Source organism: Rhodococcus sp. WB1 (assembly GCF_001700945.1).
GTDB classification, from domain to species: Bacteria; Actinomycetota; Actinomycetes; order Mycobacteriales; family Mycobacteriaceae; genus Rhodococcus; species Rhodococcus aetherivorans.
Genome location: NZ_CP015529.1, coordinates 737,752 through 764,371, shown reverse-complemented (window position 1 = coordinate 764,371; position 26,620 = coordinate 737,752). Strand labels below are relative to the sequence as shown.

31 protein-coding genes are annotated in these 26,620 nt (G+C 67.1%); 8 read left to right on the top strand and 23 right to left on the bottom strand.

The features are described from left to right. Window positions 1-4 precede the first annotated feature (4 nt). The 8 genes from A4U64_RS03585 to A4U64_RS03550 all read right to left on the bottom strand — a co-directional run bounded on the left by A4U64_RS03585 (window position 5) and on the right by A4U64_RS03550 (window position 9,295). Window positions 5-883, bottom strand: coding sequence for an MlaE family ABC transporter permease (locus A4U64_RS03585; RefSeq protein ID WP_006930741.1), 879 nt, complete (start codon window positions 881-883; stop codon window positions 5-7). After that, window positions 883-1,680 (bottom strand): ABC transporter permease, encoded by a 798-nt coding sequence (locus A4U64_RS03580; RefSeq protein ID WP_232334214.1) that lies wholly within the window; start codon window positions 1,678-1,680, stop codon window positions 883-885. Before A4U64_RS03580 ends, A4U64_RS03585 begins: the two co-directional genes overlap by 1 nt. A 250-nt stretch (window positions 1,681-1,930) precedes the next feature. Then, window positions 1,931-3,013: an ABC transporter ATP-binding protein gene (locus A4U64_RS03575; RefSeq protein WP_442971932.1), complete on the bottom strand. Its 1,083-nt coding sequence runs from the start codon at window positions 3,011-3,013 to the stop codon at window positions 1,931-1,933. A gap of 523 nt (window positions 3,014-3,536) precedes the next feature. Continuing rightward, complete coding sequence (locus tag A4U64_RS03570; RefSeq protein ID WP_065922192.1) at window positions 3,537-4,589, bottom strand: alpha/beta fold hydrolase; 1,053 nt, start codon at window positions 4,587-4,589, stop codon at window positions 3,537-3,539. A gap of 78 nt (window positions 4,590-4,667) precedes the next feature. Beyond that, window positions 4,668-6,371: a 4Fe-4S binding protein gene (locus tag A4U64_RS03565; protein ID WP_065922191.1), complete on the bottom strand. Its 1,704-nt coding sequence runs from the start codon at window positions 6,369-6,371 to the stop codon at window positions 4,668-4,670. A gap of 432 nt (window positions 6,372-6,803) precedes the next feature. Then, the gene (locus A4U64_RS03560) at window positions 6,804-7,439 is read right to left on the bottom strand and encodes a TetR/AcrR family transcriptional regulator (RefSeq protein WP_006936621.1); all 636 of its coding nucleotides are present in this window, start codon (window positions 7,437-7,439) and stop codon (window positions 6,804-6,806) included. Between the two features lie 343 nt (window positions 7,440-7,782). Continuing rightward, window positions 7,783-9,024 (bottom strand): cytochrome P450, encoded by a 1,242-nt coding sequence (locus tag A4U64_RS03555; protein ID WP_065923399.1) that lies wholly within the window; start codon window positions 9,022-9,024, stop codon window positions 7,783-7,785. Between the two features lie 25 nt (window positions 9,025-9,049). Next, window positions 9,050-9,295, bottom strand: coding sequence for a ferredoxin (locus A4U64_RS03550; RefSeq protein ID WP_065922190.1), 246 nt, complete (start codon window positions 9,293-9,295; stop codon window positions 9,050-9,052). A gap of 355 nt (window positions 9,296-9,650) precedes the next feature. Here A4U64_RS03550 and A4U64_RS03545 point away from each other — a divergent pair, with 355 nt between their 5' ends. Continuing rightward, the gene (locus A4U64_RS03545; protein WP_065922189.1) at window positions 9,651-10,529 is read left to right on the top strand and encodes an SDR family NAD(P)-dependent oxidoreductase; all 879 of its coding nucleotides are present in this window, start codon (window positions 9,651-9,653) and stop codon (window positions 10,527-10,529) included. 122 nt (window positions 10,530-10,651) lie between these two features. Here A4U64_RS03545 and A4U64_RS29035 read toward each other — a convergent pair whose 3' ends face one another. From A4U64_RS29035 to A4U64_RS03525, 5 genes are all read right to left on the bottom strand, one after another. Then, window positions 10,652-10,780, bottom strand: coding sequence for a hypothetical protein (locus A4U64_RS29035; RefSeq protein ID WP_257785078.1), 129 nt, complete (start codon window positions 10,778-10,780; stop codon window positions 10,652-10,654). Next, window positions 10,777-11,256 (bottom strand): cyclophilin-like fold protein, encoded by a 480-nt coding sequence (locus A4U64_RS28450; RefSeq protein ID WP_065922188.1) that lies wholly within the window; start codon window positions 11,254-11,256, stop codon window positions 10,777-10,779. Before A4U64_RS28450 ends, A4U64_RS29035 begins: the two co-directional genes overlap by 4 nt. Before the next feature lie 66 nt (window positions 11,257-11,322). Continuing rightward, window positions 11,323-12,363 carry an NAD(P)-dependent alcohol dehydrogenase gene (locus A4U64_RS03535; protein ID WP_065922187.1) on the bottom strand — a complete coding sequence of 347 codons (1,041 nt, stop codon included), beginning with the start codon at window positions 12,361-12,363 and terminating at the stop codon, window positions 11,323-11,325. Window positions 12,364-12,415: 52 nt separating this feature from the next. After that, window positions 12,416-13,696: a multidrug effflux MFS transporter gene (locus A4U64_RS03530; protein WP_065922186.1), complete on the bottom strand. Its 1,281-nt coding sequence runs from the start codon at window positions 13,694-13,696 to the stop codon at window positions 12,416-12,418. A gap of 79 nt (window positions 13,697-13,775) precedes the next feature. Then, complete coding sequence (locus A4U64_RS03525) at window positions 13,776-14,798, bottom strand: zinc-dependent alcohol dehydrogenase family protein (protein ID WP_065922185.1); 1,023 nt, start codon at window positions 14,796-14,798, stop codon at window positions 13,776-13,778. Between the two features lie 151 nt (window positions 14,799-14,949). Between A4U64_RS03525 and A4U64_RS03520 the strand changes: the two genes are divergently transcribed. Further along, window positions 14,950-15,843: a helix-turn-helix transcriptional regulator gene (locus tag A4U64_RS03520; protein ID WP_065923398.1), complete on the top strand. Its 894-nt coding sequence runs from the start codon at window positions 14,950-14,952 to the stop codon at window positions 15,841-15,843. A gap of 102 nt (window positions 15,844-15,945) precedes the next feature. On the opposite strand, the gene A4U64_RS03515 is transcribed toward A4U64_RS03520, so the two are convergent. The 7 genes from A4U64_RS03515 to A4U64_RS03485 form a co-directional block, all read right to left on the bottom strand. Then, entirely contained in the window at window positions 15,946-16,224 is a 279-nt protein-coding gene (locus A4U64_RS03515; protein ID WP_230304521.1) for an RNHCP domain-containing protein, read from the bottom strand. A gap of 126 nt (window positions 16,225-16,350) precedes the next feature. Next, window positions 16,351-16,701 carry an RNHCP domain-containing protein gene (locus A4U64_RS03510; protein ID WP_044475973.1) on the bottom strand — a complete coding sequence of 117 codons (351 nt, stop codon included), beginning with the start codon at window positions 16,699-16,701 and terminating at the stop codon, window positions 16,351-16,353. 381 nt (window positions 16,702-17,082) lie between these two features. Continuing rightward, on the bottom strand, window positions 17,083-18,144 hold the full coding sequence (locus A4U64_RS03505; RefSeq protein ID WP_065922184.1) for a beta-mannosidase: 1,062 nt from the start codon (window positions 18,142-18,144) through the stop codon (window positions 17,083-17,085). 112 nt (window positions 18,145-18,256) lie between these two features. Next, entirely contained in the window at window positions 18,257-19,018 is a 762-nt protein-coding gene (locus tag A4U64_RS03500; RefSeq protein WP_006936634.1) for an ABC transporter permease, read from the bottom strand. Further along, window positions 19,015-19,842 (bottom strand): ABC transporter ATP-binding protein, encoded by an 828-nt coding sequence (locus A4U64_RS03495; protein WP_065922183.1) that lies wholly within the window; start codon window positions 19,840-19,842, stop codon window positions 19,015-19,017. The genes A4U64_RS03500 and A4U64_RS03495 overlap by 4 nt, the downstream gene beginning before the upstream one ends. A gap of 23 nt (window positions 19,843-19,865) precedes the next feature. Beyond that, window positions 19,866-20,216, bottom strand: a complete 351-nt coding sequence (locus A4U64_RS03490) for a DUF1048 domain-containing protein (RefSeq protein WP_006936642.1) — start codon at window positions 20,214-20,216, stop codon at window positions 19,866-19,868. Then, window positions 20,213-20,542 carry a PadR family transcriptional regulator gene (locus A4U64_RS03485; RefSeq protein WP_006936644.1) on the bottom strand — a complete coding sequence of 110 codons (330 nt, stop codon included), beginning with the start codon at window positions 20,540-20,542 and terminating at the stop codon, window positions 20,213-20,215. The genes A4U64_RS03490 and A4U64_RS03485 overlap by 4 nt, the downstream gene beginning before the upstream one ends. A gap of 406 nt (window positions 20,543-20,948) precedes the next feature. Here A4U64_RS03485 and A4U64_RS03480 point away from each other — a divergent pair, with 406 nt between their 5' ends. The 3 genes from A4U64_RS03480 (at window position 20,949) to A4U64_RS03470 (ending at window position 23,723) form a co-directional block, all read left to right on the top strand. Next, window positions 20,949-22,145: a fatty acid desaturase family protein gene (locus A4U64_RS03480; RefSeq protein ID WP_006936645.1), complete on the top strand. Its 1,197-nt coding sequence runs from the start codon at window positions 20,949-20,951 to the stop codon at window positions 22,143-22,145. A 125-nt stretch (window positions 22,146-22,270) separates the two neighbouring features. After that, complete coding sequence (locus A4U64_RS03475) at window positions 22,271-23,089, top strand: hypothetical protein (protein WP_232334162.1); 819 nt, start codon at window positions 22,271-22,273, stop codon at window positions 23,087-23,089. A gap of 43 nt (window positions 23,090-23,132) precedes the next feature. Then, window positions 23,133-23,723, top strand: a complete 591-nt coding sequence (locus A4U64_RS03470) for a GNAT family N-acetyltransferase (RefSeq protein WP_065922181.1) — start codon at window positions 23,133-23,135, stop codon at window positions 23,721-23,723. A gap of 108 nt (window positions 23,724-23,831) precedes the next feature. On the opposite strand, the gene A4U64_RS03465 is transcribed toward A4U64_RS03470, so the two are convergent. The 3 genes from A4U64_RS03465 to A4U64_RS03455 are packed head-to-tail and all read right to left on the bottom strand — an operon-like array spanning window position 23,832 to window position 25,331. Next, window positions 23,832-24,140 (bottom strand): hypothetical protein, encoded by a 309-nt coding sequence (locus A4U64_RS03465; RefSeq protein WP_144415045.1) that lies wholly within the window; start codon window positions 24,138-24,140, stop codon window positions 23,832-23,834. 43 nt (window positions 24,141-24,183) lie between these two features. Continuing rightward, a complete protein-coding gene (locus A4U64_RS03460; RefSeq protein ID WP_084648595.1) occupies window positions 24,184-24,825 on the bottom strand; it encodes an RES family NAD+ phosphorylase in 642 nt (213 codons plus the stop codon). After that, on the bottom strand, window positions 24,822-25,331 hold the full coding sequence (locus A4U64_RS03455; protein ID WP_065922180.1) for a hypothetical protein: 510 nt from the start codon (window positions 25,329-25,331) through the stop codon (window positions 24,822-24,824). Before A4U64_RS03455 ends, A4U64_RS03460 begins: the two co-directional genes overlap by 4 nt. Before the next feature lie 250 nt (window positions 25,332-25,581). Between A4U64_RS03455 and A4U64_RS03450 the strand changes: the two genes are divergently transcribed. Genes A4U64_RS03450 through A4U64_RS28680 form a run of 3 tightly spaced genes read left to right on the top strand, consistent with a single transcriptional unit; the run spans window position 25,582 to window position 26,578 of the window. Beyond that, entirely contained in the window at window positions 25,582-25,932 is a 351-nt protein-coding gene (locus tag A4U64_RS03450; RefSeq protein ID WP_006936658.1) for a hypothetical protein, read from the top strand. Beyond that, the gene (locus A4U64_RS28685) at window positions 25,929-26,090 is read left to right on the top strand and encodes a hypothetical protein (protein WP_232334161.1); all 162 of its coding nucleotides are present in this window, start codon (window positions 25,929-25,931) and stop codon (window positions 26,088-26,090) included. Before A4U64_RS03450 ends, A4U64_RS28685 begins: the two co-directional genes overlap by 4 nt. Further along, window positions 26,087-26,578 carry a hypothetical protein gene (locus A4U64_RS28680; protein ID WP_232334160.1) on the top strand — a complete coding sequence of 164 codons (492 nt, stop codon included), beginning with the start codon at window positions 26,087-26,089 and terminating at the stop codon, window positions 26,576-26,578. Before A4U64_RS28685 ends, A4U64_RS28680 begins: the two co-directional genes overlap by 4 nt. The last annotated feature ends 42 nt before the right edge of the window (window positions 26,579-26,620 follow it).

The following is a 26,620-nucleotide window of genomic DNA, read 5'->3' as shown; positions in this document are numbered from 1 at the left end:
CCCATCATCCCTTGAAGACCAGTTCGGGGCTCAGACCCCAGATGGCGACCGTCATCAGAAAGTTCAGGACGACGATCGCGACGAGGCTCGCGCGGATCGCACGTCCGGATGCGGCTCCGACCCCAGCCGGACCCCCGGATGCGAAATACCCGTAATAGCAATGGATCATCGTGACGACACCACAGAAGATCAACGCCTTCACCACGGATGCGGCCAGGTCGGGCACATTCAGGAATTGGGCGAAGTAGTGGTCGTAGGTGCCCTCCGGCTGTGCGTGGAACGTCTTGACCACCAGACCACCGGTGACGAAGCTGACGACGAGAGCCATGAGGTAGCCCGGAAGCACGACGAGCATGCTTCCGATGAGCCGCGGTCCGACCACGAAGGGGATGGCTTGGAGTCCGATCGACTCGGTGGCATCGATTTCCTCCGAGATCCGCATCGAACCGATCTCGGCCGTCATGCGGCATCCGGCCTGGGCGGCGAAACCGATTCCCGTGATGATGGGGGCGATCACACGGACGTTGCCGAACGAGCCGATGATGCCGGTCAACGCGCCGAACCCCAGAAGGTCGAAGGCCATGAACGCCTGGATCGCGACGACGGCGCCCACTGCGATGCCGAGGAAGAACATCAGGCTGATCACGCCGCCGTCCACCACCAACGACCCGTTGCCCCAGGCCATGTTGTTCATCGTGGTGAGAGTTTGCTTGCGGTAGTGACGGGCAGTCTTGGGCAGCAGGTAGACGGTCTTGCCGACGAAGAGCGCGATCTGTCCGACTTCCTCGACGCTCGCCCGGATCCGGCGCGTCGCCGTGCCGGTGATGCGTACGGGGAACGTCGGCGCGGTCGCGCCGCGATGTGCTGGAGTATTCGTCGCCATCATGCCAACCGTGCCGGGAAGAACATCATCTGCAGCTGGCTCACGACAAGATTCGCCGCAAAGATGCAGAAGACGCTGAGCACGACCGACGCGTTGACGGCATTGGCAACGCCGGTCGGCCCGCCCTTTGCCTCGAGTCCCCGCAGTCCGGCGATCAACACCACCATCGCGGCGAAGATCACCGACTTCAGCACCGAGAACGCGAGATCCGTGGGCGTGGCGAACGCGCCGAACGACTGCCAGAAGCTGCCTGGGACGACGTCGTTCACGTTCGCGGAGATCAACAGGCCCGCCGAGACTCCCGCTGCGATGATGATGATGCACAGCATGGGAGCGATCGCGATCATCGCAAGGAATCGCGGGACTACGAGTCGCTGCACGGGGTCGATACCCATGACCCGGATCGCTTCGATCTCTTCGCGGATCGCTCGCGCGCCGAGGTCCGACGCGATAGCGGATGCGGCCGCACCGCTCATGAGCAACCCGGCGGCCATCGGCGCTCCCTGACCGACGACCCCGAGGCCGCTCGCCGCGCCGGCCAGTGAGTTCGCACCCACCTGGTTCATGATGCCGCCGACCTGAACGGACACCTCGGCTCCGATCGGGACGGCCATCAGCAGGGCGGGCAGCGCCGTCACCTTGAGTAGCTTCCACATCTGCTCGACCACCTCGCGTACCGACAGTCTCAGTGCAATGGTGTCCTCGATGCAGTAGCGCACGACGTTGCCACCGAGCCTCGCAGACCGGCCGATGGTTGCGAGGCTCTGGGTCGGTTTGTTCGTGACGTAGCCGCCGATCTTCCGGAGTACGACGTTCCGCCGCCAGGGGATCGGCTCCTGATCCCGACGCTCCGGCGGCGTCTCTGTCTCTACCGGCAGCGCCGGACCCGTCCTCACCGCTCCCCCATCAGGGGTTCGACGGCAGTCGTCCTACAGTCCCGCCTTCTCACAGGTCGGTACCTTTCTCGTTCGTGGCCACCCGGGGTGGCGCAACAGTTGCCGGCGTGAACTCGCCGCGGCCGGTCTCGACCGTGCGACTGGCGCCGCGTCACAGCGCTACTCGTGGGAGCACCGTCGTCGGGGCCTCTGATCCGATGAAATCGGACATTGTGTTCTCGTGTTCGAAGGATTCGAGGATGGCCTGCTGGGCGGCCTCGGGCAGGGTGTGCAGGATGTGCCGCACCCGCTCCTGCCGGCGGGCGACGGTCTGCCGCTCGGGCATCCCCGGGGTGGCCTTCATCTGCGGCACGATGCCCTCGACGTCCTCCACCCCACCGGCGTGGTGCCCGGCGTCGACGAGGGCCTGCTCCTGCGCCATCGTCGCCTCGTCCTTCTCCTCCGACATCCCGATCGGCCCGATCATCGTGCCGCCCAGGAACTGCATGACCACCGGCTCGTCACTGGTGAGCAGCACCTCGCGCGGACCGAACATCACCAGCTCCCGGCGGAACAGCATCCCGATGTTGTCCGGCACCGTCCGCGCCAGGTTGATGTTGTGCGAGACGATCAGGATCGTCGCGTCGATCTCGGCGTTGATGTCGATCAGCGTCTGGCTGATGTAGGTGGTGCGCACCGGATCCAGCCCCGAGTCCGGCTCGTCGACCAGGATGATCTGCGGATCGAGCACCAGCGCCCGCGCCAGCCCGGCCCGCTTGCGCATGCCGCCGGAGATCTCGCCCGGCAGCTTGTCCTCGGCGCCGAGCAGACCGACGAGCTCGAGCTTCTCCATCACGATCTTGCGGATCTCGGACTCGGACTTCTTGGTGTGCTCGCGCAGCGGGAACGCCACGTTGTCGTAGAGGTTCATCGACCCGAACAGCGCACCGTCCTGGAACAGCACCCCGAACAGCTTGCGGATCTCGTAGAGCTCCTTCGAGGAGCACTGCAGGATGTCGGTGCCGTCGATGACGATCGAGCCCCGCTCCGGCCGCAGCAGACCGATCAGCGACTTGAGGAACACCGACTTGCCCGTACCCGACGGGCCCAGCAGCGCCGACACCTCACCCGCCGGCAGCGTCAACGTCACGTCCTGCCAGATCCGCTGAGACCCGAAGGACTTCGTCAACCCCTCGACAGCTACTTCGACTCCCACGATTCTCCTCCCGTTCGCCGGCACGGCCTCCGAACGCATTGGTCACGATTGCAGGCTGCCGATTGTCTCGTCCCAATTGGACTCCCCCGGAGTGCTTATCGATCGAAACGCTCTTCGAACACTCCGGCGGGATGTGTGATCCAGACCTCGATTGCATGTAACTATGAGTCAGACTACGAAAATTGTCAATTGTTGGTCGCCGACGGCAGGCCATCCCGAACTAGTCCAATAAGTCTCTGCCGGAGCTGAATTGACCGGCACACCGCGAGCGGCACCTTCGTGCAGAACGACATCGGCTTGGCCACCACGGTATAGACGGAAGGCAACAGCAATAATGCACTCGCACAGCGCGATCGAATGTCATCTGTCCTTGTCGGAACGTTCAGCAAGCCGTCGCCGACCTCGATGAACCACAGCGCCGGACAGAGCGCGATCAATTATCCTGCAAACAAGGCATTATCGGCCGGCGTGGGACATCCCCGCAGAGGCCAGACGGGCATGTGCGCCTACGTAGCCCGTTCGCGGAGATGCCGGCAATCGAAGGAAATCTCGTCGCGGTTGTTCACCCGGCGCGCCTCCTGCCGGCGTCGTGGGCGAACCCGCGCTGGATGAGCCGGTCCAGCGCACCGACGACGACCTCGGGGAACTCGAGCTGGACCAGGTGCCCGGCCCCGCGGACCCGCTTGAACTCGACGTCCGGCAACGCCGCCGCGAGCTCCTCGGAGCCGGAGAACGGGATGATCATGTCGGCGTCCCCGCACAGCACCAGCACGGGCACCTGTCCGAGCACCGGCAACGCCGCCGACTCGTCGTGCAGTTCGAGGGTGCGCAGGAAGTTCACGATGGTCAGCACCGAGGTTTCCGCCAGCATCCGGTCGGAGAACTCCACCAGCTTCGGGCTGACCACCGTCCCGTAGGACGCGGCGCGCAGGATCGGCGCGATGATCGCCTTGGCGGCCCCACGGGCGTACTGCACGAACCCCGGCGCGGTGCGCGCCAGATGCCGGAACGCGTCGATCACCGGGTTCTCGAGGTTACGGCCGATGCCGGTCTTGGTCAGCCCGGCGGCGGTGGTGGCGAGCAGGCCCACCCCGACGATGCGTTCGTCGAACAACTCCGGGCGCTGGGCGGCCAGGGCGATGGTCGTCATCCCGCCCATCGAGTGCCCGACCACGACCACCGGGCCGGTGGGGACGACGGTGTCGATGACGGTGCCCAGATCGCGGCCGAGCTGAGCGATGGTGCAGGACTTCGACGTCGACACGGCGGATTCCCCGTGGCCGCGCTGGTCGTAGAAGACCATCCGCACGTCCTTGCCCCACCGCTCCTGCAGGTGGCGCATCTGCAGATGCCAGGACTGCATGCGCAGGCAGTACCCGTGCACGAACACGATCGTCAGCGGCGCCAGGGCCGAACCCACCTCCCGGACGGCGAGGTCGACGCCGTCCTCGGTACGGACGGTGCGCTTGGGCAGCGCGAGCATCGCGTCGAAGTCTTCCTCGCCGTAGATCTCGTGCGCGGGCAGGCCCGCGGTGCGCACCGCGTACAGCCCCGCGTTCGAGCCGAGCGTGGCCAGGCTCGCACCCAACAGCCCCAAACTGCCCAACAGCGTCATCGCTGCTCGCCTCCTCCGCCACCGACGTAGGTGCGAACTGCACGGGCCGGTGGATTGTGTCCCTGGTGGTCTCGTTCGTCAGGTGACAGCGACCCGCTCGGGTTCGCGGGTGCCGGCACGAACCTTGGACCCTTGCGCTACGTCCACCATGTCGTCTCTGCTCACGATCTTGACCCTGGGCCGTCCCGCACTTCTTCCCAGGTTCCGCTCGTGGTTGTCGATGTTCTTCCACCCCTTCAGGTCGAGCCGCTGAGGTTGCCGGAGGGCGACGAGATCGTCGAACTCGGCCGTTCCCGCTCCGGGAGTCGCCAGGCGGCCACCGACGAAGTCGGCAACGATGCGGCGCGCTGTCTCGATCGAACACAACTTGTTCGTTCCGATCACCCCGGTCGGTCCGCGTTTCAGCCATCCCGCCACGTACGCCCCGCGCACGGCCTGCCCTGTTCTCGGATCGACGACAGCTCCCGCATCGTTGGGCAGCACCCCGCGCACATCGTCGAAGGGCAGATTGCCGACCGTGGCGCCACGGAACCCGATGGAGCGCAGAATGAGTCCCGACTCGATGGTCTCGTAGAAGCCTGTGGGTTCGACCGTCGATCCGGCACCGTCGAGTGCGGCGACGTTCCGCTCGACACGGATGCCGGTCGCTCGCTCGGTACCCAGTATTTCCACTGGGGTACGGAGGAATTGGAGATGAATCCGGCGGTTGCCGGTGCCGGATTCAGTCGTGCCGTAACCATCGAGGACCGCATGCCTCATACGCGTGAGAGAGTCCTCTGCGTCCTTGCGATGCACGATCTCGGAGGTTGTGACGTCCACGCCGGCAAGGTTGCCGAGACCGATCAGCTCGGGGGTGCTGAAGGCGGCGCTGTCCGCGGCACGCCGCCCGAGCACGATCACCTCTCGTATTCGGCTTGCGGCAAGTGCTTCCAGGGCGTAGTCCGCGATGTCGGTCTTCATCAGGCGACTGACGTCACTGACCAGTATGCGCGCGACGTCGAGTGCTACGTTTCCGTTCCCGATCACGACTGCCCGGCTGCTGGAGAAGTCGAATTCGGCACCGGCGAAGTCGGGGTGGCCGTTGTACCAGGCCACGAATTCGCGAGCGGAGTGGACTCCCGGCAGGGCCTCTCCGAGAATTCCGAGGGCGCGATCGCCCGCAGCTCCGCTCGCGTATACGACCGCATGATGATGGGCGAGCAGTTCCTCGTGCGAAATATGCCTTCCGATTTCGACATTGAGGTACGCAATGCAGTTCTTCCGCCCTAGCGTCCGCGCGAAGGTCCCGACTACGTTCTTGGTTCGACCGTGGTCCGGTGCCACCCCGTAGCGGACGAGGCCCCCGATTACCGGCAGCTTCTCCACCACGGTGACCAGCACGTCGAGGCCTTTGGTGGCCGTCAGCTCGTCGGCGAGGTAACAGGCGGACGGTCCGCTTCCGACAATTGCGACGCGGAGCGTCTCGGACGCGGACCGGATCGTCGGCCGCTCCGCCCCGGGAAGTCCGATTTGCCTCGGTTGTATCGGATTGTCTTGGTAGTAGGCGGCGTTCAGGCCCGGAAACGCCTGCATCTCGGGCGTCATGTCCCCTTCCGGAACGATGGCGTCGACGGGGCATTCGTCCACGCACGCGCCGCAGTCGATGCACGTTGCCGGGTCGATGAAGAGCATCTCGGTGCGAGCGTAGGCCCGCTCGTCCGGCGTGGGATGGATGCAATCGACTGGGCACACCGAGACGCAACTGGCGTCGTTGCAGCATGGCTGCGTGATTACATGAGCCATTGGCGACCTGGCTTTCTGTCGGGCCGACTCGACCGCGACGGCAATGCCGTGAACAACAGGTGACAGATATCATATTTTGTCATTTGACCGAACGTCAACCCACGTGGGCCGGGACCTTTTCATCCGGAGCCGAGGGCCGGCTCGGTCGTGCCGCAGCACTCCGCGCCCGCGGTGCACGCGAAAGCCGGGTGACGCCTCTTCCCCGCCGGGGCTCTCACGCCACCCTTCCAGCCGAGACGTGGCTCGCTCTTACACATGACAATTTTCGTATTTCGTTATATCGCGTGGGTGCGAGCCACGCAAGAGGGACTTTCGCCTCTTGCGGGGTCGCTTAGAATTCGGGCCTGCTCACCGAGCGGCACTCCGGGGCGGACACGCGAAAGGCCCCGAAGCGCAGCGCGCCTCGGGACCCCTGCCGACAGTATTCGTGGTTCAGTTCAGACGAGCGTCGGCCGCAGACGTATCGGTGACGATTCCCGGCAGCATGAACTTGGTCAGCAGTCGTCGATGGTCGGCATCGTCTCCCTGGTCGAAGTCCATTCGTCCGACCAGTATCAGCTCTACCAGAGTTATCCACTCGGCGATCTCGTCGTCGGAAACCCCTTCGCGGACCTCCCCGCGCTCGCGCGCTTCGTCCATCAGCGGCGCCCACATCTCGTGCGTGAGCCGCTTGGCCAGGCCGGAGCTGCCGAGTAGCGCCGTCGCCATGTCCATGTGTTCGGGGCTGACGATCAACCGAATGATCGGGTCCTTCCGCCCCCGGTCCACCAGAAAGATGAGACCGTCGACCACCTGCTCGGCGAAGGTCTTCCGCTTTCGCAAATACGCACGTGCCTGGTCGAACAAACGGCGCGAGCGGACTTCGATGACTGCTGCGATCAAGGTGTCGCGATCGCGAAAATAGCGGTAGATCGTTGGCCGGGAGACGCCGGCCTCCTTCGCGACATCGTCCATGGTGGTCTTGACCACCCCGTACCGCTGGAAGGCCGTTTCCGTGGCCTCGAGGATCTGAGCACGCGCCTCCTCGGCGTCCTCACTGAGGACACTCCCGTTCCGTCGTCGCGCCATGCCGCCTCCCGCAAACTCGGCGAATCACCGATAAATTCGTGTTCATGATACAAGGGCCGGATTTCGTCCGCTGTCCCCACCTCATGCCTCTGCCGACCGTGGCGCAGGCGTGCGGACGAGCCGGTTCCCCGTCGCGGCGGCGCACGACGGATCAGTGAGCGGTTCACACCCGAGGCCGGTGGACATCTGCCTCGAATTGCAGACCGGAGGTGCTGTGGATATCGGTTCTGTGTTCGCAGCGACTCATTCGTTCCGGGCGTGCGGCGATGTCGATCGGTGACGTTCGAGCGGCGGGGCATGCGTGCGCATACCCCGCCGCTCGAGCGCCGACGTCGAACCGTTCTTACGCCTCCGGTGTGAATCGGATGGGCAACCGCATGCACCCCCGCACCTGGGTGGCGTGCAGGAGAGGCGGCTCCTCGGAAATCAGGTCGTAATCGGGAATCCGTCGGTGCAACTCCTCGAGGGCGAGCGACAGTTCGATTCGCGCCAGGTGGGAGCCCAGGCACCGGTGGGGACCCGAGCCGAAGGAGAGATGCCGATTCGGGTGACGTTCGAGCTGAAGCTCATCCGGGTCGTCGAATTCCTCGGCGTCACGGTTGGCCGAACAGAGCATGAGGATGAGCTGATCACCCTTCTTGATCTGCACACCACCGAGTTCGACGTCGCGAGTCGCACAGCGCCCGGGCACCACTGCGGCCTCGATCCGAAGGATCTCTTCGACGGCACTGGGTATCAGCGATTCGTCGGCGATCAGGGCTTCGCGCTGGTCCGGATTGTTGACCAGGTGAATAACGCTCCACGCCAGCGAACCCTGCACCGTGTGCAGTCCCGCGATGAGCAGCAGGAAGAACATGCGGTTGAGCTCTTCGTCGGTCAGCAGCCGCTTTCCGTCTTCGAGCTCGACCTCGGTATGAATCAGAGCGGACGTGACGTCCTCGCCGGGCATCTTCCGCCGCTGGTCGACCATGTTCTGGAAGTAGCCGAGCATCTGCATTCCGGCGGCCGCGCGCGCCTGCTGGGACTCCTCTTCGCCGGCACCCGGCTTCCCCATCAGGATGGTGTCGGTGGCCTCGGTGAACATCGGCGCGTCCGCGAGTGGCCAGTCCATCAGCGCCAGGAACACCCGGGCCGGCAACTCGTGAGCGAATTCGGAGATGAACTCCGCCTGTCCCCGGGCGGCGAATCCGTCGATGAGTTCGTTGATCACTCCACGGATCTGCTCGGTCAGTGCCTTCATGCGATTGGGTGAGAACAGCGGTTGCAGCGCCGTGCGATAGCCGGTGTGCTCCGGGGGATCGAGCTCGATCGGGATGAACTTGCCCATGCCGCCCGGTCCGGTAACGAGGTTGTTCGGGTAGCTCGAGAACGTCTCGGGATCGCGCAGGACTTCGTGGATCTCCTTGTAGCGCGTGACGATCCAATGTCCGCCATGCGCTGTCGAGTAGACCACCGGGCCCTTCGCCGCCAATTCGGCGGCCTTGTCCTGAACAGTGTCGACCGGGCCGGCCAACGACGGATCGTAGATGTCGAAGTCGACGACGAGCTCGTCAGGAGCGGCGCCGGCAGCTGTCGTGCTGGTCATGGTGAGTTCCTCGATCACAGTAGGGTCAATTGAATTCGATGCTCAGGGCGCGTTCCGGGCATACCAGGGCCGCCGCCTCGGCGGCGGCGATTTCCTGATCGGTACTCAACAACGCCTTCAGCACGACCGGATCTCCCGCGTCGTCGCAGTCGAGTATCTGCGGAGAACGGCCGTAGCACAGTCCGTGTCCGGCGCAGGCCGAACGGTCCACCACCAGTCGCGGCACTGCGGCTCCGCTCGGTGGGGCAAACCTGTTGTCGTGCAGTGTCATATGAGCTCCTTGCTCGAACAAGGGCCGCCTCCCTGCACGGACGGGTGTCGGCAGAGGACAGCAGGAGGTCTCACGGGAGCGACGGGGCGCGTGATAGCCATCCGGCGCGACCGGCCTCTCTGTGACTCACATTACGACCAGTTACATAATACGTCAATCGATATTTGTCATCTGTTGACTGTCCGTGCCACGGCTCCTATAGTTCGTGACACGTTCCACACAAAGCACCCGTGCGGACTCCCTCTCCCCACGCCTGGCGACCACCTCGTCCTCGTCGCCCGCAGCTCGGGGGCCATACGCGCCCAACAACTTCCGTCCATACATCGGACACGAACCAGAACGGGAAAGGACCATCATGGGACGCCTCCAAGACAAGGTCGCCCTCATCACCGGAGCGGGGTCCGGCCTGGGACGCCAGTGTGCTCAGCTCTTCGCTTCCGAAGGCGCAAAGGTGGCGGTGGTCGACATCGACCCCGAGCGCACCAAGGGAACCGTGGAACTGGTCGAGCAGCACGGCGGCGACGCCATCGCAGTGACCGCGGATGTGCGCAGGGAACAGCAGGTGATCGACGCCGTCGCGGCGACGGTCTCCGCCTTCGGCAAGCTCGATATCGCCTTCGCCAACGCCGGTGTGGTCTCCCGCGGTGGCGTGCCCTCGGTCGCCGGGGGTGAGCAGGTCGAATTCGAGGATCTGACCGATGCCGACTGGCAGGACGTGGTCGGCGTCAACCTCTCCGGTGTTTTCTACACCGCCAAGGCTGCGGTTCCCGCCCTTCGGGCCAACGGCGGCGGTGTCATCCTGGCGACCTCGTCCGCCTCCTCGTTCGTGGCGTACCACAGCATTGCGATGTACTCGGCCACGAAGGCGGGGGTGAACGGCCTGGTTCGGGGACTGAGCCTGGACCTGGGCAAGTACGGCATCCGGGTCAACGCGATCGCTCCAACGCACGGCATGTCGCCGAACTTCCTGGCGCCGGCCGGAACCCCGGTGGTGGGACAGTCCTACGAAGAGGTCGCCGGCCCCTGGGATCCCGGCATCTCCCCCATCCCCCTCAAACTGAATCGGCCACCGTCACTGATGGACAACGCCCGCGCAGCGTTGTTCATGGCCTCCGACGATTCGGCCTACATCTCCGGCGTCACGCTGCCCACCACGGACGGTGGCACGCTCGCTCGGGTCAGCATGTGGTTCCCCGAAGACCAGGGCACCCCGACCCTCGACACGGACGCCTGAGGCCGAAGGCGGCGAAGGATGGGACTGTGCGGTCCCACCCTTCGCTCCTTCGGAATCCCACTGCGTGCCCTGTGCGAGCACCCGCAGCAGTGCGGACAGCCCGGCGGCCGAACCGGCGACCCCTACGTGGAGTCCAGGTATGTCGTCACAACCAGGATCAAGATGGCAAATCCGAAGACCACTACGTCCTGACGGCGGGTACGGGTCTCGGACTGACGCTCCGGGCCTTCCACGTTCTTGCGAATGCTCATGGGCCGCTCCCCTCCTGGATCAGTCCCCCACGTACTCGATTCGCACCAGGAGGCCCCCCGGTCTGCTGCCCGATGACGTCCACTCCCCCGTCGAGGGTTCCCAGCCTCACGATGCCGTCGTGGTAGCTCTGGTCGCCGTAGTAGAGGACGAGGTCGTTCCACGGCGCGTAGTAGCCGATGCCCCCCGGGGCAGGGTCTGCGCCGGGTGGGGCGCCGGTGATCGACAGGGACGTGGGTAGCTCGGCGACCTTTTCCACGGATCCGAAGTCGGTCATGGTGAGGGTCAAAGGGAGCTGCGCGAGGAGGTCGCGACCGGCAGGGGTGTCCGACAGGCGTTGCCCGTCGACGATGAGTGCGATACGGATGCGGTCCCACTCGTCGTCGACGGTGGGCTCCGGAGGACTGCTGCACGCGGCTGCAAGGGTTACGAGAGCCAGCGACAGCGACACGTGCACTGCACGAAAGCGGGTGTCCATCGGGCTTCCTTCGGCGTGGTGGTTCGGGCGCGCCCGTGCATGCGCTCAGGTACTCCGGGCTGCAGATCAACCGAGGGTGGCGGTGTCGATGACGAACCGATAGCGGACATCGGACGCCAGGACGCGCTCGTAGGCGTCGTTGATCCGGTCCGCGGGGATGACCTCGACGTCGGCGCCGATGTCGTGTGCGGCGCAGAAGTTGAGCATCTCCTGGGTCTGGCGGATGCCACCGATCATCGAGCCGGCGTAGGAGCGGCGGCCGCCGATGAGGGAGAAGACGTTCAGGCTGAGGGGTTCGGCCGGTGCACCGACGTTGACCAGGGTGCCGTCCACCGCGAGCAGACCGAGGTAGGCGTCGACATCGATGGCGGCACTGACCGTGTTGACGATCAGATCGAAACGGCTCGAGAGCTGCTCGAATGTGGCCGGATCGCTGGTGGCGTGGTAGTGGTCGGCACCGAGCCGCAGGCCGTCCTCCCGCTTCTTCAACGACTGGGACAGCACCGTCACCTCGGCTCCGAGGGCGTGGGCGATCTTGACGTCCAAGTGCCCCAGACCGCCGAGACCGACGACGGCGACCTTCGTGCCCGGTCCGGCGTTCCAGCGCCGCAACGGCGAGTAGGTGGTGATGCCGGCGCACAGCAGCGGCGCAGCGGCCGCGAAGTCGAGCGTCTCGGGCACGGAGAGCACGAAGTCGGCGTCGACGACGACATGGGTCGCATAGCCGCCCTGGGTGGTGGTGCCGTCCCGGTCGACGCCCGCGTAGGTGGGGACCATGCCGTCGAGGCAGTACTGCTCGTCGCCGTTGCGGCAGTTCACGCACTCGCGGCAGGAGTCGACCATGCAGCCCACTCCGACGCGGTCACCGACCCGGTGGCGGGTGACGTCGGCACCGACCTCGGCGACGAGACCGACGATCTCGTGGCCGGGGACGAGCGGGTAGGGCTGGGGTCCCCAGTCGCCGCGGACGGTGTGGATGTCGGAGTGGCAGATGCCGGCGTACTTGATCTCGATGAGCACGTCGTTGGGTCCGACGTCCCGTCGTTCGATGACCGTCGAGGCCAGCGGCGCGGATGCGGACGAGGCTGCGTAGGCATGGACACGCATGGAGGCTTCTCCTCTGAGTGGAATTGCGGTGGTTTCGGGCCGGGCTGAAGGTTCAGGCGAACGCACGGTGTTCCGGCGTGCCGGCTGTCGGTGGGCGGAGCAGGACGTAGCCGACGAGGCCGAGCAGGGCTGCCGTGACGGTGACGACGCCCAGCGGCACCGCGGTCTCCGGGCCGGCCAGCCCGACGAGGGGTGCGGTGACGCCGCCGAATGCGAACCGGGCCAGCCCCAGCAGCGAGGCGGCCGAACCGGCCACCTCGGGGTAGTTCTCCAGCGCGAGGGACGTCGACGGCGGGGTCGTGACCGCCACCCCGCTGACCATCGTGAGCAACGAGACGACCATCGCGGCCAGCGGCAGGTGTGCGGTGGCGGTGAGCAGCACGCCACCGGCGCCGGCCACGACCATGATCAGACCGGCGACCAGGGTGCCGTAGACCGACCACCGCTCCGCGATGCGGCCGGCGAGGAATCCGAAGACCATGAATCCCAACGAGTTCAGCCCGAACGCATAGGAGTAGCCCTGCGGCGACAGGCCGTAGATGCCCTGCAACACGAACGTCGCGCCGCTGAGATAGGCGAACAGGGCGGCGTTGACGAACCCCGTGATGAGGACCGCGCCGAGGAAGACCCTCTCCGAGACCAGCCGGCGGAACACCCGCCCACTGTCGGCCAGGCCACCGGCTCGTCGACTACCCGGTGGCAGCGTCTCACGCAACACCCCAGCACTCGCGACGAGGATCACCACGCCCACGACGGCCAGGAACACGAAGGTGCCCCGCCAGTCGGTGATCTTCGTCAGCTGCCCGCCGACGACCGGACCGATGATCGCGGCCAGTCCGCCGAGGACGGTGAGCCGGCCGTAGTAGCGCAGCAGCCGGGCGCCGGAATACAGATCCCGACCGGCGGCCTGGGCAATGACGATGCCGACCGCACCGGTCAGCCCCTGCACCAGGCGCGCCGCGACGAGCATCTCGATGGTCGGGCTCACCGCACACCAGGCGGACGCGGCGATGAAGGCCCCGACTCCGATCAGCAGCGGACGACGGCGACCGAACCGGTCCGACAGCGGACCGGCGACGACCTGCCCGAGCGCGAGCCCGAGCAGGCAGGCGGTGACGGTCAGCTGTGCCGCGGACGTGCTCGCCCCGAGGTCGGCGGTGAGCGCGGGCAGGACCGGCAGGTACAGGTCCATGGAGATCGGGCCGAAGACGGTGAGCAGGCTCAGCACGACACCCAGTGCCCGGCCCGGCGGGGCGAGGTTCGAGGCGCGGGCGACCTCGCCCACGGTGGTCCGGCTGTCGTCGCGTCGGACGGAGGTCAGGGAGGCAGGCATGAACGAACGGTTCCTGATGAGTCGGGCGTCGGCCGCGCGGCAGACTCGGACGGTGGCCACCCACGGGTGACGATGGAGGTCAGGGGCGGAGCAGGACCTTGATGGCGCTTCGCTCGTCCATGGCCTTGTAGCCGTCGGCGGCCTGCTCGAGGGGCAACTCCATGTCGAACACCTTGCCCGGGTTGATTGTTCGGCTCCAGATCAGGTCGATCAGTTCGGGCAGATACTGCCGGACCGGGGCCGGACCGCCGTGCAGGTGCACGTGCGAGAAGAACAGCTCCTCCCCGGGCAGCTGCACGTCGTGGGCGACCCCGACGTAACCGACGTGCCCGCCGGGCCGGGTGGACCGGATGGCCTGCATCATCGACTCCTGGGTGCCGACGGCCTCGACGACCGAGTGCGCGCCCCGCCCGCCGGTGAGCTCCTTGATCCGGGCCACGCCCGCGTCACCTCGTTCGGTGACGATATCGGTGGCACCGAACTCGCGGGCCAGCCGCTGCCGGGGTTCGTGACGGCTCATCGCGATGATCCGCTCGGCGCCGAGCTGCTTCGCCGCGAGCACCGCGAGCAGACCGACGGCGCCGTCGCCGACGACTGCGACGGTCTTGCCCGGCCCGGCCTGGGCGGCGACGGCACCGAACCAGCCGGTGCCGAGGACGTCCGAGGCGGCCAGCAGAGACGGGATCAAGTCGGGTTCGGGCATGCCCGGAGTGGCCACGAGGGTGCCGTCCGCCAGCGGGACCCGCAGGAACTCTGCCTGGGAACCGAGGCTGCCCATGATCACCCGGTGGACGCACGAGCTCTGATACCCGGCGCGGCAGATCTCGCAGGTGTTGTCGGACGCGAAGAACGAGCCGACGACGAAGTCGCCGACCTTCACATTCGCGACGTCCGCTCCGATCTCCTCGACGATGCCGACGTACTCGTGACCCATGGGGATCGGGCCGTCGTAGGTTTCGACACCGCGGTAGGGCCACAGGTCCGAGCCGCACACACATGCCGCGGAGAGCCGGAGGATCGCGTCGGTGGGTTCGACGAGGGACGGACGGTCGCGTTCCTCGACACGGACGTCGCCCGGGGCGTACAGGATTGCTCCACGCATGACGGTGCTCCTTGTTCGCACGAGATCTGATGTGGGTGTCCCGGCTGTTTTCCGGGCCGATTCCATGGAACACCGCGCACCACCCGCGCGGGAGGTCGCGTTCATGGGGGGGTACAAGCACAACCTCCCACGACGCCGCACCGGACGTACCGTGGACGGCGTGGACAACCGCGCCGATATCCGCAGCTTCCTCGCCACCCGGCGGGCCCGGCTGACCCCGCAGCAGGTCGGGCTGCCCGCCGGCGGCGGGCGCCGCCGGGTCCCCGGATTGCGGCGCGAGGAGGTCGCTGTGCTGGCCGGGGTGAGCACGGAGTGGTACACCCGCCTGGAGAAGGGCCACATCGGCGGCGTCTCCGAGGACGTCCTCGAGGCGGTCGCCCGGGCACTGCAACTCGACGAGGCCGAACGCACCTACCTGTTCGACCTCGCCCGCGCCGCCCGGCCCACCCACCGCCCACCCCGCGCCCGCAAGCAGGCCCAGGTGCGGCCGAGGGTGCAGTGGATGCTCGACTCGATGACCTCCTCCGCCGCGTTCGTCCGCAACGGGCGCATGGACATCCTCGCCACCAACGCGCTCGGCCGCGCGCTGTACTCGCCGATGTTCGCCGACGACCGCAGAACCGCCAACATCGCCCGCTTCCAGTTCCTCGATCCCGGCGCTCGCGACTACTTCCCCGACTGGGACGGCGCCGCAAACGTGACCGTGGCACTGCTGCGCGCCGAGGCCGGCCGCGATCCCCACAACAAGGACCTGCGTCAGCTCGTCGGTGAACTCTCCACGCTCAGCGACGAATTCCGCGCCCGGTGGGCAGCACACAACGTCCGCATCCATCACGCCGGGAACAAGCAGTTCCACCACCCGGTGGTCGGCACGCTCGACCTCGTCTACCACTCCCTGGACCTGGCAGCGGACGACGACTGGGTCCTCGATCTGACCATCTACACCGCCGAACCCGGAACCGACTCCGAAGACCGGCTCAAGCTTCTCGCCAGCTGGGCCGCGACTCATCTCCCGGCCCACCCGGCGACCGAACCGTCCAGCTGACACGGACGGACGGCACCCGCGACGTTCGGTCGATCCTGCCGTCCCCGCCGGCAGACAAGGCCTTCCGCAGCGAGATGGAAAGCGCTCCCGGGGCGTCGGCCTCTACCCGTCGAGGAGCACGCCCGAGGCCGAGATCGGCCGCAGCACGATCCGGACGAGCGCAAGCGGGTTGTCGTCCCCGGCGCAGCGGTTGGCGTCGAGCGTGCCGCAGGTGCGGCACCGGTGGATGATCACCCATTCCCCACCCCCGCGCACGGTCACCGAGATGGGCTCCATCCGGCCCCCGCAGCCGGCGGCCCGGTCGCCGGGCACACGATCGACGTGCCTACTGGACAGGCAGTGCGGGCAGTGGTTGCGGTGCGCGGTTCCGGGCGCCTGCATCGGCACGTCCAGACCGCATCCGAGGCAGCGGAACGATGTTCCGTGCCGCGCGGGTGCGTCGCGATGTGCCGGCTTCGGCCGCTGCACTCGAGCTGTTCGATTGTTCCTGCGGGACACCGAGCGCTCCTACAGTTGTGCGAGATGCTCGAGCGGGAACGGCGGTTGCGCCAGCGGTTTCACCGCGATGCGGAGCAACAGCAACTGGTTGTCGTCCTCGACCACCGGGCACGCGTCGAGGCCACCGCAGGCGGTACAGCGGTGGATGAGCATCCACTCTCCGCCCCGGAGCACCGCGATCGAGATCGGGTGCGTGCGTGCTCCACACCCGGCGTCCGGTCCGGGTCGGTGCTTTCCGGCGAGGCAGTTCGGGCAGTGCGTCCGTGCTGCACCGGCAGGCGTCGCGGCAGGTACCGTCAGCCCGCACCGGATACATGTGAACGTGGAAAGGTGCGATATCGATGTGCCACTGTGGGACACTTGGGTTCTCCTCTGTGAGATCAACTGTGCTGCAATGTGTGCCGAGCACTGTCGATCCCGCGAAGACCTCACACCGGACAGGCGATCCGATGGTGGGTGCGGATCACCGGTCCGAGCGCTTCACGGGATCGTGAAGGAGCTCGGCGGCTGTCCGGGGCATAATTCACCACTTTCCATCCGAGTTCGACCGGCCTCTCCGCCGGACGCAGCAGACAATATTCACCACGGGGTGAACCCGCAAACGAATTACTGCGAGCGACCGTGTTCCGGTTCCGTATCCGACTGGCGGACAGTTCCGTTCGAACGGTCCGGGAACGGTGGTTCGATGCTGGACGGCTACCGGGCGCACGTCCCTCCACGCGGCGATCGACGCGGCACGGGTCAGAAGGTCCGGTGCCGGGCGAGTACCTCGAACGCCGGGTCGCCGGGGCCGATGTCGTACGTGCACTCGCCGCCGCGCGGGTCGGGCACGAACGCCCACAGCAGCGCGCCGGCGGCCCCGGCCTCGCGGTAGCCGGTCAGGGCCGTGTCCACGCGTTCGGCACGTTCGGGCAGCGGCAGACAGCTCCCGGCTTCTATGCCGAGCTCGGCCACCAGGATCGGCTTGGTGACCTGCCCGAGCCGCACCGGCAGCCACGCCGCCTCGTCGTAGTCGTGGTACTGCAGCACGTCCACGTACGGCGACTTCGCGAGCTGCGCGTAGCCGTCCCCGGCGCTGCCGCACTGGTCCCCGCCGATCAGGCCGAGGGTGATCGGGTGCCGCGGGTCCGTCTCCCGCACGATCCGGCCGACCGCGTCGGTCCACGCGCGCAGCAGCTGCGCCGAGTCGGGTGGGCAGGAGCGCCGCGGCAGGCTGCACGCGGCGTCGCCGCACACGCCGGGCTCGGGCTCGCCCAGCAGGTCCCACGCGGCGAGCGCCGGCGACACCCGCCACCGGTCCACGGCCAGGCGGACCCAGTCGCGGTAGCTGACCGCGAAGGGGGCCCGGCGCGTGGTCCAGCCGTGTTCGTACCAGGCGCGGTCCTTGTACAGCTCGTTGCCGCACGCGCCGTCCTGCGGGGACAGCACCGGCATGACGAGCTGGCCGTGCCGCTCGGCGGCGGCGAACACGGCGTCGATCGCCGCGAAGTCCAGGGTCCCCGTGACGCGGTTCAACGCCAGCGCCTGGAAGGCGTTGAACCGCGTCAGCGACGACGGCGGCAGCGACGAAAAGTACGCGTCCAGGTCCACCTGCGCGCCGCAGCCACCGTTGACGTCCCAGTCGGAGGCGAGCTGATAGGCGTTGAGCCCGGTCGGCCACCAGGGCTTCCCGTCCAGAATCAGGCCCCGCCCGTCGACCGTGACACGCGCCGGCGGCGCCGGCGGTGGTGGGTCCGGCGGTGGTGGGGACGCGCACGCGGCCGCGCCGACCAGACAGGCGACGACGACGGCGGCTGCGCGCATGGGCGAACGGTAGCCGCTGCCCGGCCGGACGGGAAGGCGGGTTGGCCACGGCGCGCACGTCGGCGGGGTCGGGTGAGCTCGTGGCCCACCGCTCCCCGCCGCGGCGCCCGTCCTAGCCGATCCTGCGACGGTACGTGACCATGGCGAAGATGTACGCGACGACGAGGATGCCGACACACCAGGCGAGGGCGATCCAGATGTCGGCACCGACCGGCTGCTGTGTGAACAGGTCGCGGATAGCGTCGACGATGGCCGTCACCGGCTGGTGCTCGGCGAAGGCGCGTACCGGGCCGGGCATGGTGTCGGTGGGCACGAATGCAGAGCTGATGAACGGCAGGAAGATGAGCGGGTAGGAGAACGCGATCGCGCCGTCCGCGGACTTCGCGGAGAGACCGGGGATCACGGCGATCCACGTCAACGCCAGGGTGAACAGGATCAAGATGCCGGCGACCGCGAGCCACGCCGGCGCTCCCGCCGCCGAGCGGAAGCCCATGAGGAGGGCAACGAGCACGATGACCACGACCGAGGCCAGATTGGCGACCAACGAGGTCACCACGTGCGCCCACAGAACGGACGAGCGTGCGATCGGCATGGACTGGAATCGCTCGAAGATGCCGCTCTTCATATCCAGGAAGAGCCGGAATGCGGTGTAGGAGATGCCCGAAGCAATGGTGATGAGCAGAATGCCGGGCAGCAGGTAGTTCACATACGAATTCGACCCCGAGTTGATCGCGCCGCCGAACACGTAGACGAACAGCAGCAGGAAGGCGATCGGCATAATCGTGGTCGTGGTGATGGTGTCCGGGCTGCGCGTGATGTGGCGCAGAGAGCGCCCCAGCAGGACGGCGGTGTCGCCGAAGAAGTGCTTGGTCATCGTTGTCCCCTACTCTTCCGTTCCGGCGCTGCGTCGTTGCCGGCGTCGCCGTCCTTGCCGTCGGCACCGACGACGGCAAGGAAGACATCCTCGAGGGTCGGCCGCTTTTCGACGTATTCGACCGTGGCGGGCGGGAGCAACTGCTCGAGCTCGGTGAGGGTGCCGTTCACGATGATCCGGCCCTCGTGGAGGATCGCGATCCGATCGGCGAGCTGTTCGGCCTCCTCCAGGTACTGCGTCGTGAGCAGCACCGTCGTGCCGTGCTCGGCGAGTTCCTCGATGGCCTGCCACACCTCGAGGCGCGCCTGGGGGTCGAGCCCGGTCGTCGGCTCGTCGAGGAAGATGACCGGCGGATCCCCGATGAGACTCATCGCGATGTCGAGGCGGCGGCGCATGCCGCCCGAATACGTCGACACCTTCCGCGCGGCCGCGTCGGTCAGTGAGAAGCGCTCGAGCAGATCATCCGCGATCCTGCCCGGATCCTCGACGTGCCGCAACCGCGCGACCAGCACGAGGTTCTCACGTCCGCTGAGGATTTCGTCGACAGCGGCGAACTGTCCCGTGAGGCTGATGGACTCTCGCACATCCGCAGCCTGCGTAGCGACGTCGAAGCCGTTGACGCCGGCACTCCCTGCATCGGCCTCGAGCAGCGTGGACAGGATTTTCACGACCGTGGTCTTGCCCGCCCCGTTGGAGCCGAGCAGGGCGAAGATGCTGCCCCGCGCCACGTCGAAGTCGACGCCGCGCAGCACCGGCAGGTCCTTGAACGACTTCTCCAGGCCCTGCACGCGGATCGCGGGCAACTGCACCTGATCGGTTGCCATCCGGATATCCGTTCTCTCGTGCGTCACGATTCGGGGCCCGCAACGCGATCGATGGTGTCGGTCAGCCGTTCCCGTTCCTTGCTGATCCACTGACCCTCCGGGTAGTTCCGGAGAAATGCCTCGGCGAACTCGACCGGGTCCTCCCCGACGACGGCGCGGATCGGCGTTCCGTCCGCCGCGCTCTGCTCGAAGAGATCGGCGAGGTCCTCGAACATCGAAGCCGCGCTGGCGGGGTCCCCCGGCCCGAAGTGCATCAGGTACCGCTCGAGCGCATCGATCGCCGTGCGGTAGTCCGCGGGAAGCTGTTTCGTGCGCGCCTTGTATTGCCGCCATCGCCGCTTGTAGCCGATCATCTTCGAGATGGACATGGTCATCTGTCTCCTTCGCGGAGCTGTTCGAGCCGTTCTGCGAGGAAGCTCCATGTCCCCCAGAACTCTTCGAGGTATTCCTGTCCCTGCACGTTGAGCGAATACACCTTGCGCGGTGGCCCTTTCTCGGACGGCACCTTCTCCACGTCGACCAGGCCTCTTTTCTCGATCCTGACGAGCAGGGCGTAGATGGTGCCTTCGGCGATGTCGGAGAAGCCCTGCTCCCGCAGCCATGCCGTGATCTCGTAGCCGTATGCGGGCCGGTTGGAAACGATCGCGAGGACGATGCCCTCCAGCGTTCCCTTGAGCATCTCCGTCATCTGCTTGCTCACGGAACACCTCCTCAACTACTAAGCGTTACTGACTACTGGTACATAGTAACGCTGAATAGCGGCGGCGCAAGCCCCGCGCGTCGCGGCTCTCCGACCGACGCCGCAACCACTCGATCACCAGGACCTGGGGGAACTGCCCCGGAAACCCAATGTTCAAGTGGCGGCCATGCCGCGGAGATCCGAAGCCACGACACTGGATGAATCGAGTGCCGATCGATGCAGAGGAGGCACTGACAGGACAGAGGTGGCGGCCCACCGCCCCACCACGCACCCTCTCGGGTATGGCGCTACTGCGCCGAGTGCCCCCGCGCGCCGCACATCGCGGCGGTGTCTGTGCGGGTGCGCCGACGCCAGGAGTTCCGTTCGACCACGGTCACAGCACCGCACCAGCACGAGGAGGCCCGAGATGCTCGGACCGAAGTTGCCCATGCCATCGTTGCCGACCCTCCCGCTGCCGGGCCGCTCCCCGGCGAGCAGGCCACCCGCGGACGTGGTCGTGCTCGACCACGACCAGGTCGAGGAACTCGGGCGCGAACTCGATGCGCTGCGCGCCCGCATCACCGCGGACCTCGGCGCCCAGGATCGCGACTACCTCTTTCGCGTCATCAAGGTGCAGCGGGGCGCCGAGGTGGCCGGCCGAGTTCTGATGCATCTGGGGGTGTTTCCGCCGGCGTGGCTGGCCGGCGTGGGCGCACTCGGGATTTCGAAGATTCTCGACAACATGGAGATCGGGCACAACGTGCTGCACGGTCAGTACGACTGGATGCGCGAGCCCGGCGTGAACTCCCAGGACTTCGAATGGGACATCGTCTGTCCCGCCGACCAGTGGAAATACTCGCACAACTACATGCATCACACCTACACGAACATCCTCGGGCGGGACCGCGACATCGGGTACGGCATCCTGCGGATGGACCCCGGTCAACGCTGGAACCCGTACTACCTGGGCAACCCGCTGTATGCGCTCGTGCTGATGCTCACCTTCGAGTGGGGCGTGATGCTCCACAACCTCGAAACCGACCGCGTACTCCGGGGCCGACGCCCGTGGCGCGACATCGCACCCTTGGTCCGCGGCTGGTGGCGCAAGGCCCGCCCCCAGGTCCTCAAGGACTACGTGGTCTTTCCCCTGCTGTCCGGGCCGCTGATGCTCCCGACACTGGCCGGGAACGCCGCCGCCAACCTGGTCCGCAACATGTGGGCGTTCTCCATCATCTTCTGCGGCCACTTCCCGTCCGGCGTGCAGACCTTCACGGAGGACGAAACCGCCGACGAGACCCGCGGGCAGTGGTACGTGCGGCAGATGCTCGGATCGGCGAACATCACCGGCGGCCCGCTGTTCCACATCATGTCCGGAAACCTCTCGCACCAGATCGAGCACCACCTGTTCCCCGATCTCCCGGCGCACCGGTACCCGGCGATGGCGCCCGAGGTGCAGGCTCTGTGCGAGAAGTACCGCCTGCCCTACAACACCGGCGGGCTGGGCCGCCAGATCGGCTCCGTCTGGGTCAAGATCGTCGTGCTCGCGCTGCCGCCGGCCCTGACGCCACCGGTCCCGGCACCCGCAGTCACGATCGAGCGGCGCACCACGAGAGCCGGCGCCTGAGCAACGGTTCGCTGCAGGGCGCGTGCTCAGCCGGCAGGGCGTGTGGTGAGCCGGCAGGGCGTGTGCTCAGCCGGCAGGGCGTGTGGTCAGCGGGCAGGGAGCCGACGTACGGCAACATGTCCGGCATGTGCTCGGATGCCGCGGCGAACCTCCTCGACACCATTCCGGGACGCATGCTCGTCCAGTGGTACCTGCGCGCCTACCGTGACGCGGATCCGCGGCCGTCCGTCGCCGCATTCGTCGACGCCGACACCCTCGAGGACTTCGTCGACGACCTCGTGCTGATCATCGGCGAGTACCTCTACGGCAACGGCGCCAACGACGTCCTGGACATGGCCCTCACCGCACCGGCGACGATCGAGATGGCCGAGGCGATCTGCGCCGCGCTGCGTCACCCGCGCCGGAACACCCTCGACTCCCCGCAGACCCACGAGGGCACGATCACCGAGCTGAGTCTGCCGCGGGTGCGCAACCGCAAGCGACCCGGCGCGCTGCCCGACGGCGCGTTCTGGACCGCGACGCCCCTGCACGACGGGGCGAGCGACACGTGGAGCGCCAGCGGGGAGAACCTGCGCGGCCTGAAGGATCCCGCCCGCTACACCGTGCACTTCGATCCGGACGTCGCGCGGATCGTCCGGATCGACACCGCCGGCGACTGGGCGGCCCTGATCGCCGACCATCCGCTCGAGTACCGCGGGGCGCGCGTCCCGGACTGGCCGTCGATCGCCGAGGAGTGGGACGCCGTGCACCTGTCGGCCCTCGGCCTGCTGTGCGCCCACCCCCGGCTGTCCGAGGTGCCGTACGACCGGTACGAGGCCGGCGGCTACCGGCACAGCCAGTCGGGGCCGTGGCCCGGGGTGGGCGACTGGTCCACGGTGAGCACCGCGTGGCTGCGGATCCCCGAACGGTTCGAGATCCGGCCCACCACCCGGGCCGCGCGGTAAACGGTTCGCGGCCGGACCCGGCGCGGCTCTACGGTGGGTCGCGATGACCGAGATACGTCCCGCCGAGCCCGCCGACGTCGACCGCGCGACCCGCACCCTGGCGCGCGCCTTCGCCGACTACCCGTTCACCCGCCACACCGTCGATGCCCGTGACCACCTGCGTCGCGTCGAGGAGTTGCAGCGGCTGTACCTGACCGAGATCGGCCTGCGCTGTGGGCGGGTGTGGGTGGCCGACGACGCGTCGGCCGTCGCGGTGTGGACCACCCCCGAGTCCACCGGAATCCCAGAGGCTTTCGAACGCATCTCCGGACGCGTCGCCGAGCTGTCCGGTGATCGGGCCGACGCGGCGGCGGCCGCGGAGGAGGCACTGTCGCCACTGCGGCCCGTCGGGCCGGTGTGGTTCCTCGCGACCGTCGCCGTGGATCCGGACCGGCAGGGCTCGGGCCTGGGCGGCGCGGTCCTCGAACCCGGACTCAGGGAAGCCCGCGAAGCGGGGGTGCCCGCGTACCTGGAGACGTCGTCGGAGCGGAACGTCGCGTTCTACCGCAGGCTCGGTTTCGACGTCGTCGGTTCCGTGACCCTGCCCGGCGACGGGCCGCGCACGTGGGCGATGGTCCGCAACCATACGCAGTAGGTGGCGGAGTTTCATCACGACGTCGAGGACCTCGCCGGGTAACGCTAGAACATGATGTGCATCATCTCTCGAGAATGGAAAGCGGCATCAATCCCGAGACGGTTCACCTCAGTTGTCGCGGACCTGCTTCCTCCGAGTTCCGGGCCGGCCACAGTCGGATTGCTCTGAACGGTTGACCAACACGTCGGCGCCCATGAATGCCACAGGCTGATGTTCGCTGTCGAATCCCACACATCCCCAGGAAGCAAGCAGGTATTTGCCGACGAACCGTCCCGAGCCGGCCATCTGCTTGACGAGGGCGCTGACGTCGAACTCGGAGTCCATCCAGCGACCCACACCGGGCGCTGAGTACCACCGCTGCACTTCGTCAATGATCGACTCGGGAACGCAACCAGCTACCGCGAGACGCGATGTCATAGTCATCAACCGTAGGACCCACGTCCGACATTCGCGAGGAGGGTCAGAAGCTCCTGGGGATGTCGAGGACCACGATCCCTGCCTCTTCCTCCAGCGCCTCCCACAGGTCCGGGCGGTCGAGCAGGTTCTCGGTACCGAGCACCGCGAAATCGCTGGGCTCTTCGTCTGTGCCGGTCTGATCGCCGCTGGCCGCGAATACCGCGATGCACGCATCGACGTGCTTGAGATCGTGCCGTGCCAAATACCGAATGCCGTCGAACCCCGCTTCGTGCAACGCCTTTGCCCACTGCTGGGTCAGCGGATCGTCGGTGGTGGTGAACATCTCGGAGGTCAATCCGAACTGGATCGCCCGGTTGGAGGTCGCGTCGGCGAGACGCAGATCCCTACGGACAATCACCGTTGAAATGTCCCGCTTGACGAGTTCCGGACGTGGGATGACGTAGATGCCGCTCCACGCCTCGAGCAAGGTGATGAGCTCGGTTTCCGCGGTGTAGCAGGTTCCCTCGGACCCGGTGAGATCGAAACGGCCGCCCCCATTGCTGCTGAACCACCACGCCCCCAGGCCGGCGGCATGACTGCGGTAGATCGTCGTACGGGCAGCCGGCCCAGTCTCAGGGAACCGTCCCCGGAGTGTGTCCGGGGACGGTGGCGGTTTCAGGTGTTGTTGTGCGCGGGAAACATTCACGAAGCGAGCCGTTCCGACGCCTGGCGGGCGAGCTTCTCGACATCAGCACTGTCACCGTCGAGCAGGGCCTGCCGCGGTGTCCGGCCGTCGAGTTCGGGTTGCGCACTCGACATCCACGACGCAATCGTCCACGGTTCGACGTCGGCATGGGCCCAGGCGCCCAGGACGTTCTTGATCCCCGCGATCGGTCGGTAGCCGGCGGCAGTCTCGGTGAAGCCATCCGACCAGTAGCCGGCAGTGCCCTCCGCGGCGGTCAGGCGCAACACGCGATTGTCCCTGACCCCCTGGCTGAGCGCCTGCTTCGACCAGCCGGTCACTTCGAGGGTCTGCTTGTGGGTCAGGATCGGGCCGATGTGCTTTTCCCACGCTCGGCGCGCTTTGAGGCTCGACAGCATACGTCTCACGCCGTCGGCCACGTACCGCGCGTCGTCGTCGCTGAGCTCTTCCGCGGCCATCCCGCTGGCGTCCAGCTGGTCGTCGACAACCTTCTTCAATGGAGTGCTCATACCTCGATCGTCCTCGGTCAAGTAGGTCAAGTAGGTCAAGTAGGTCAAGTAGGTCAAGTCAAGTAGGTCAAGGGGACGTGGGCTGCACGTTCGGCGAGGCCGCGCCGTGGTCAACCCCTCACCGAGCCCCCGACCTCCGTGTCCACTGGTTCAGGGGAATCTCAGGCAGGCCGCTGCGCCGGCGACGCGCGGCATCGGTCCCCCGCGGTCGCTACCCTGACACCGCACTCGCGACAAGTATGGAGGACCAGTGAGGCGCCTGACCGGTCGGTGGCGGATCGTGGAGATGGACCTGTGGGACCGCGACGCGATCGACCTCGTCGAACCCGGTTTCATCGAGCTCGCCGCCGACGGGACCGGCCAGTTCGGCTTCATCGCCGTCCGCGGCTGGATGGACTGCCGGACCATCGAACGCGACGGCCGCACCGCCGTGGAGTTCAGCTGGGACGGCGACGACGAAGGCGACCAGGTCAGCGGCCGCGGCTGGGCCGCCCTGGCGCAGGACGCCACACTCGAGGGACACCTGTTCATCCATCGGGGAGACGACTCGGGTTTCCGGGCGGAGCCTTACGACCGCGCCGATCGGCGGGAGGGGCGATGAGTGAGTACCAGCACTACGAGTTCCTCACCGTCGACCGGCCGTTGGACGAGCGTCAGCAGGCCGAAGTGCGTTCCCTGTCCACCCGCGCGAGGATCACGGCCACCAGCTTCGTCAACGAGTTCCGCTGGGCAGCTTCCGGGACGATCCGAACCGGATGATGGAGCGCTACTACGCCGCGCACCTGTACCTGGCCAACTGGGGAACACGGCGGATCCTGCTCCGCCTTCCGCGCGGCCTGCTCGACCTCGACGTCGTCGGGGACTATTGCGTCGACGAGCGGGTAACTGCCTGGACCACGAGCGAATTCCTCGTGCTGGACCTGACCAGCGAGGACGAGTCCGGCGACGTCGATCCGGACGCCGGCGCACCGATGTCACCCGTGCCGCCCCGGACTGGCCACCCTCAGCGCGGCGCAGCGCGCCCTGGCCGAACTTCTCCGCCTCGACGACGACCTGCTCGCCATCGCGGCCCGCACGAGCGCACCGTTCGACTCCTGCTGCGGGTCGCCGAAAATCACACGGTGACCGTCCGGATGGAGATGCTTCGTCGATTCCACAACGGAGCACACCACAAACCTGCCCGCCCCACCTCGCCGGACCGTGGCCGATCTTCTCGAGGCCGCGGCGCGTCGCCGAGGCGACCATGAGCGCCGGGCAGCTGCCCGGCGCGCCGGGGAGGAAGCCCGCCG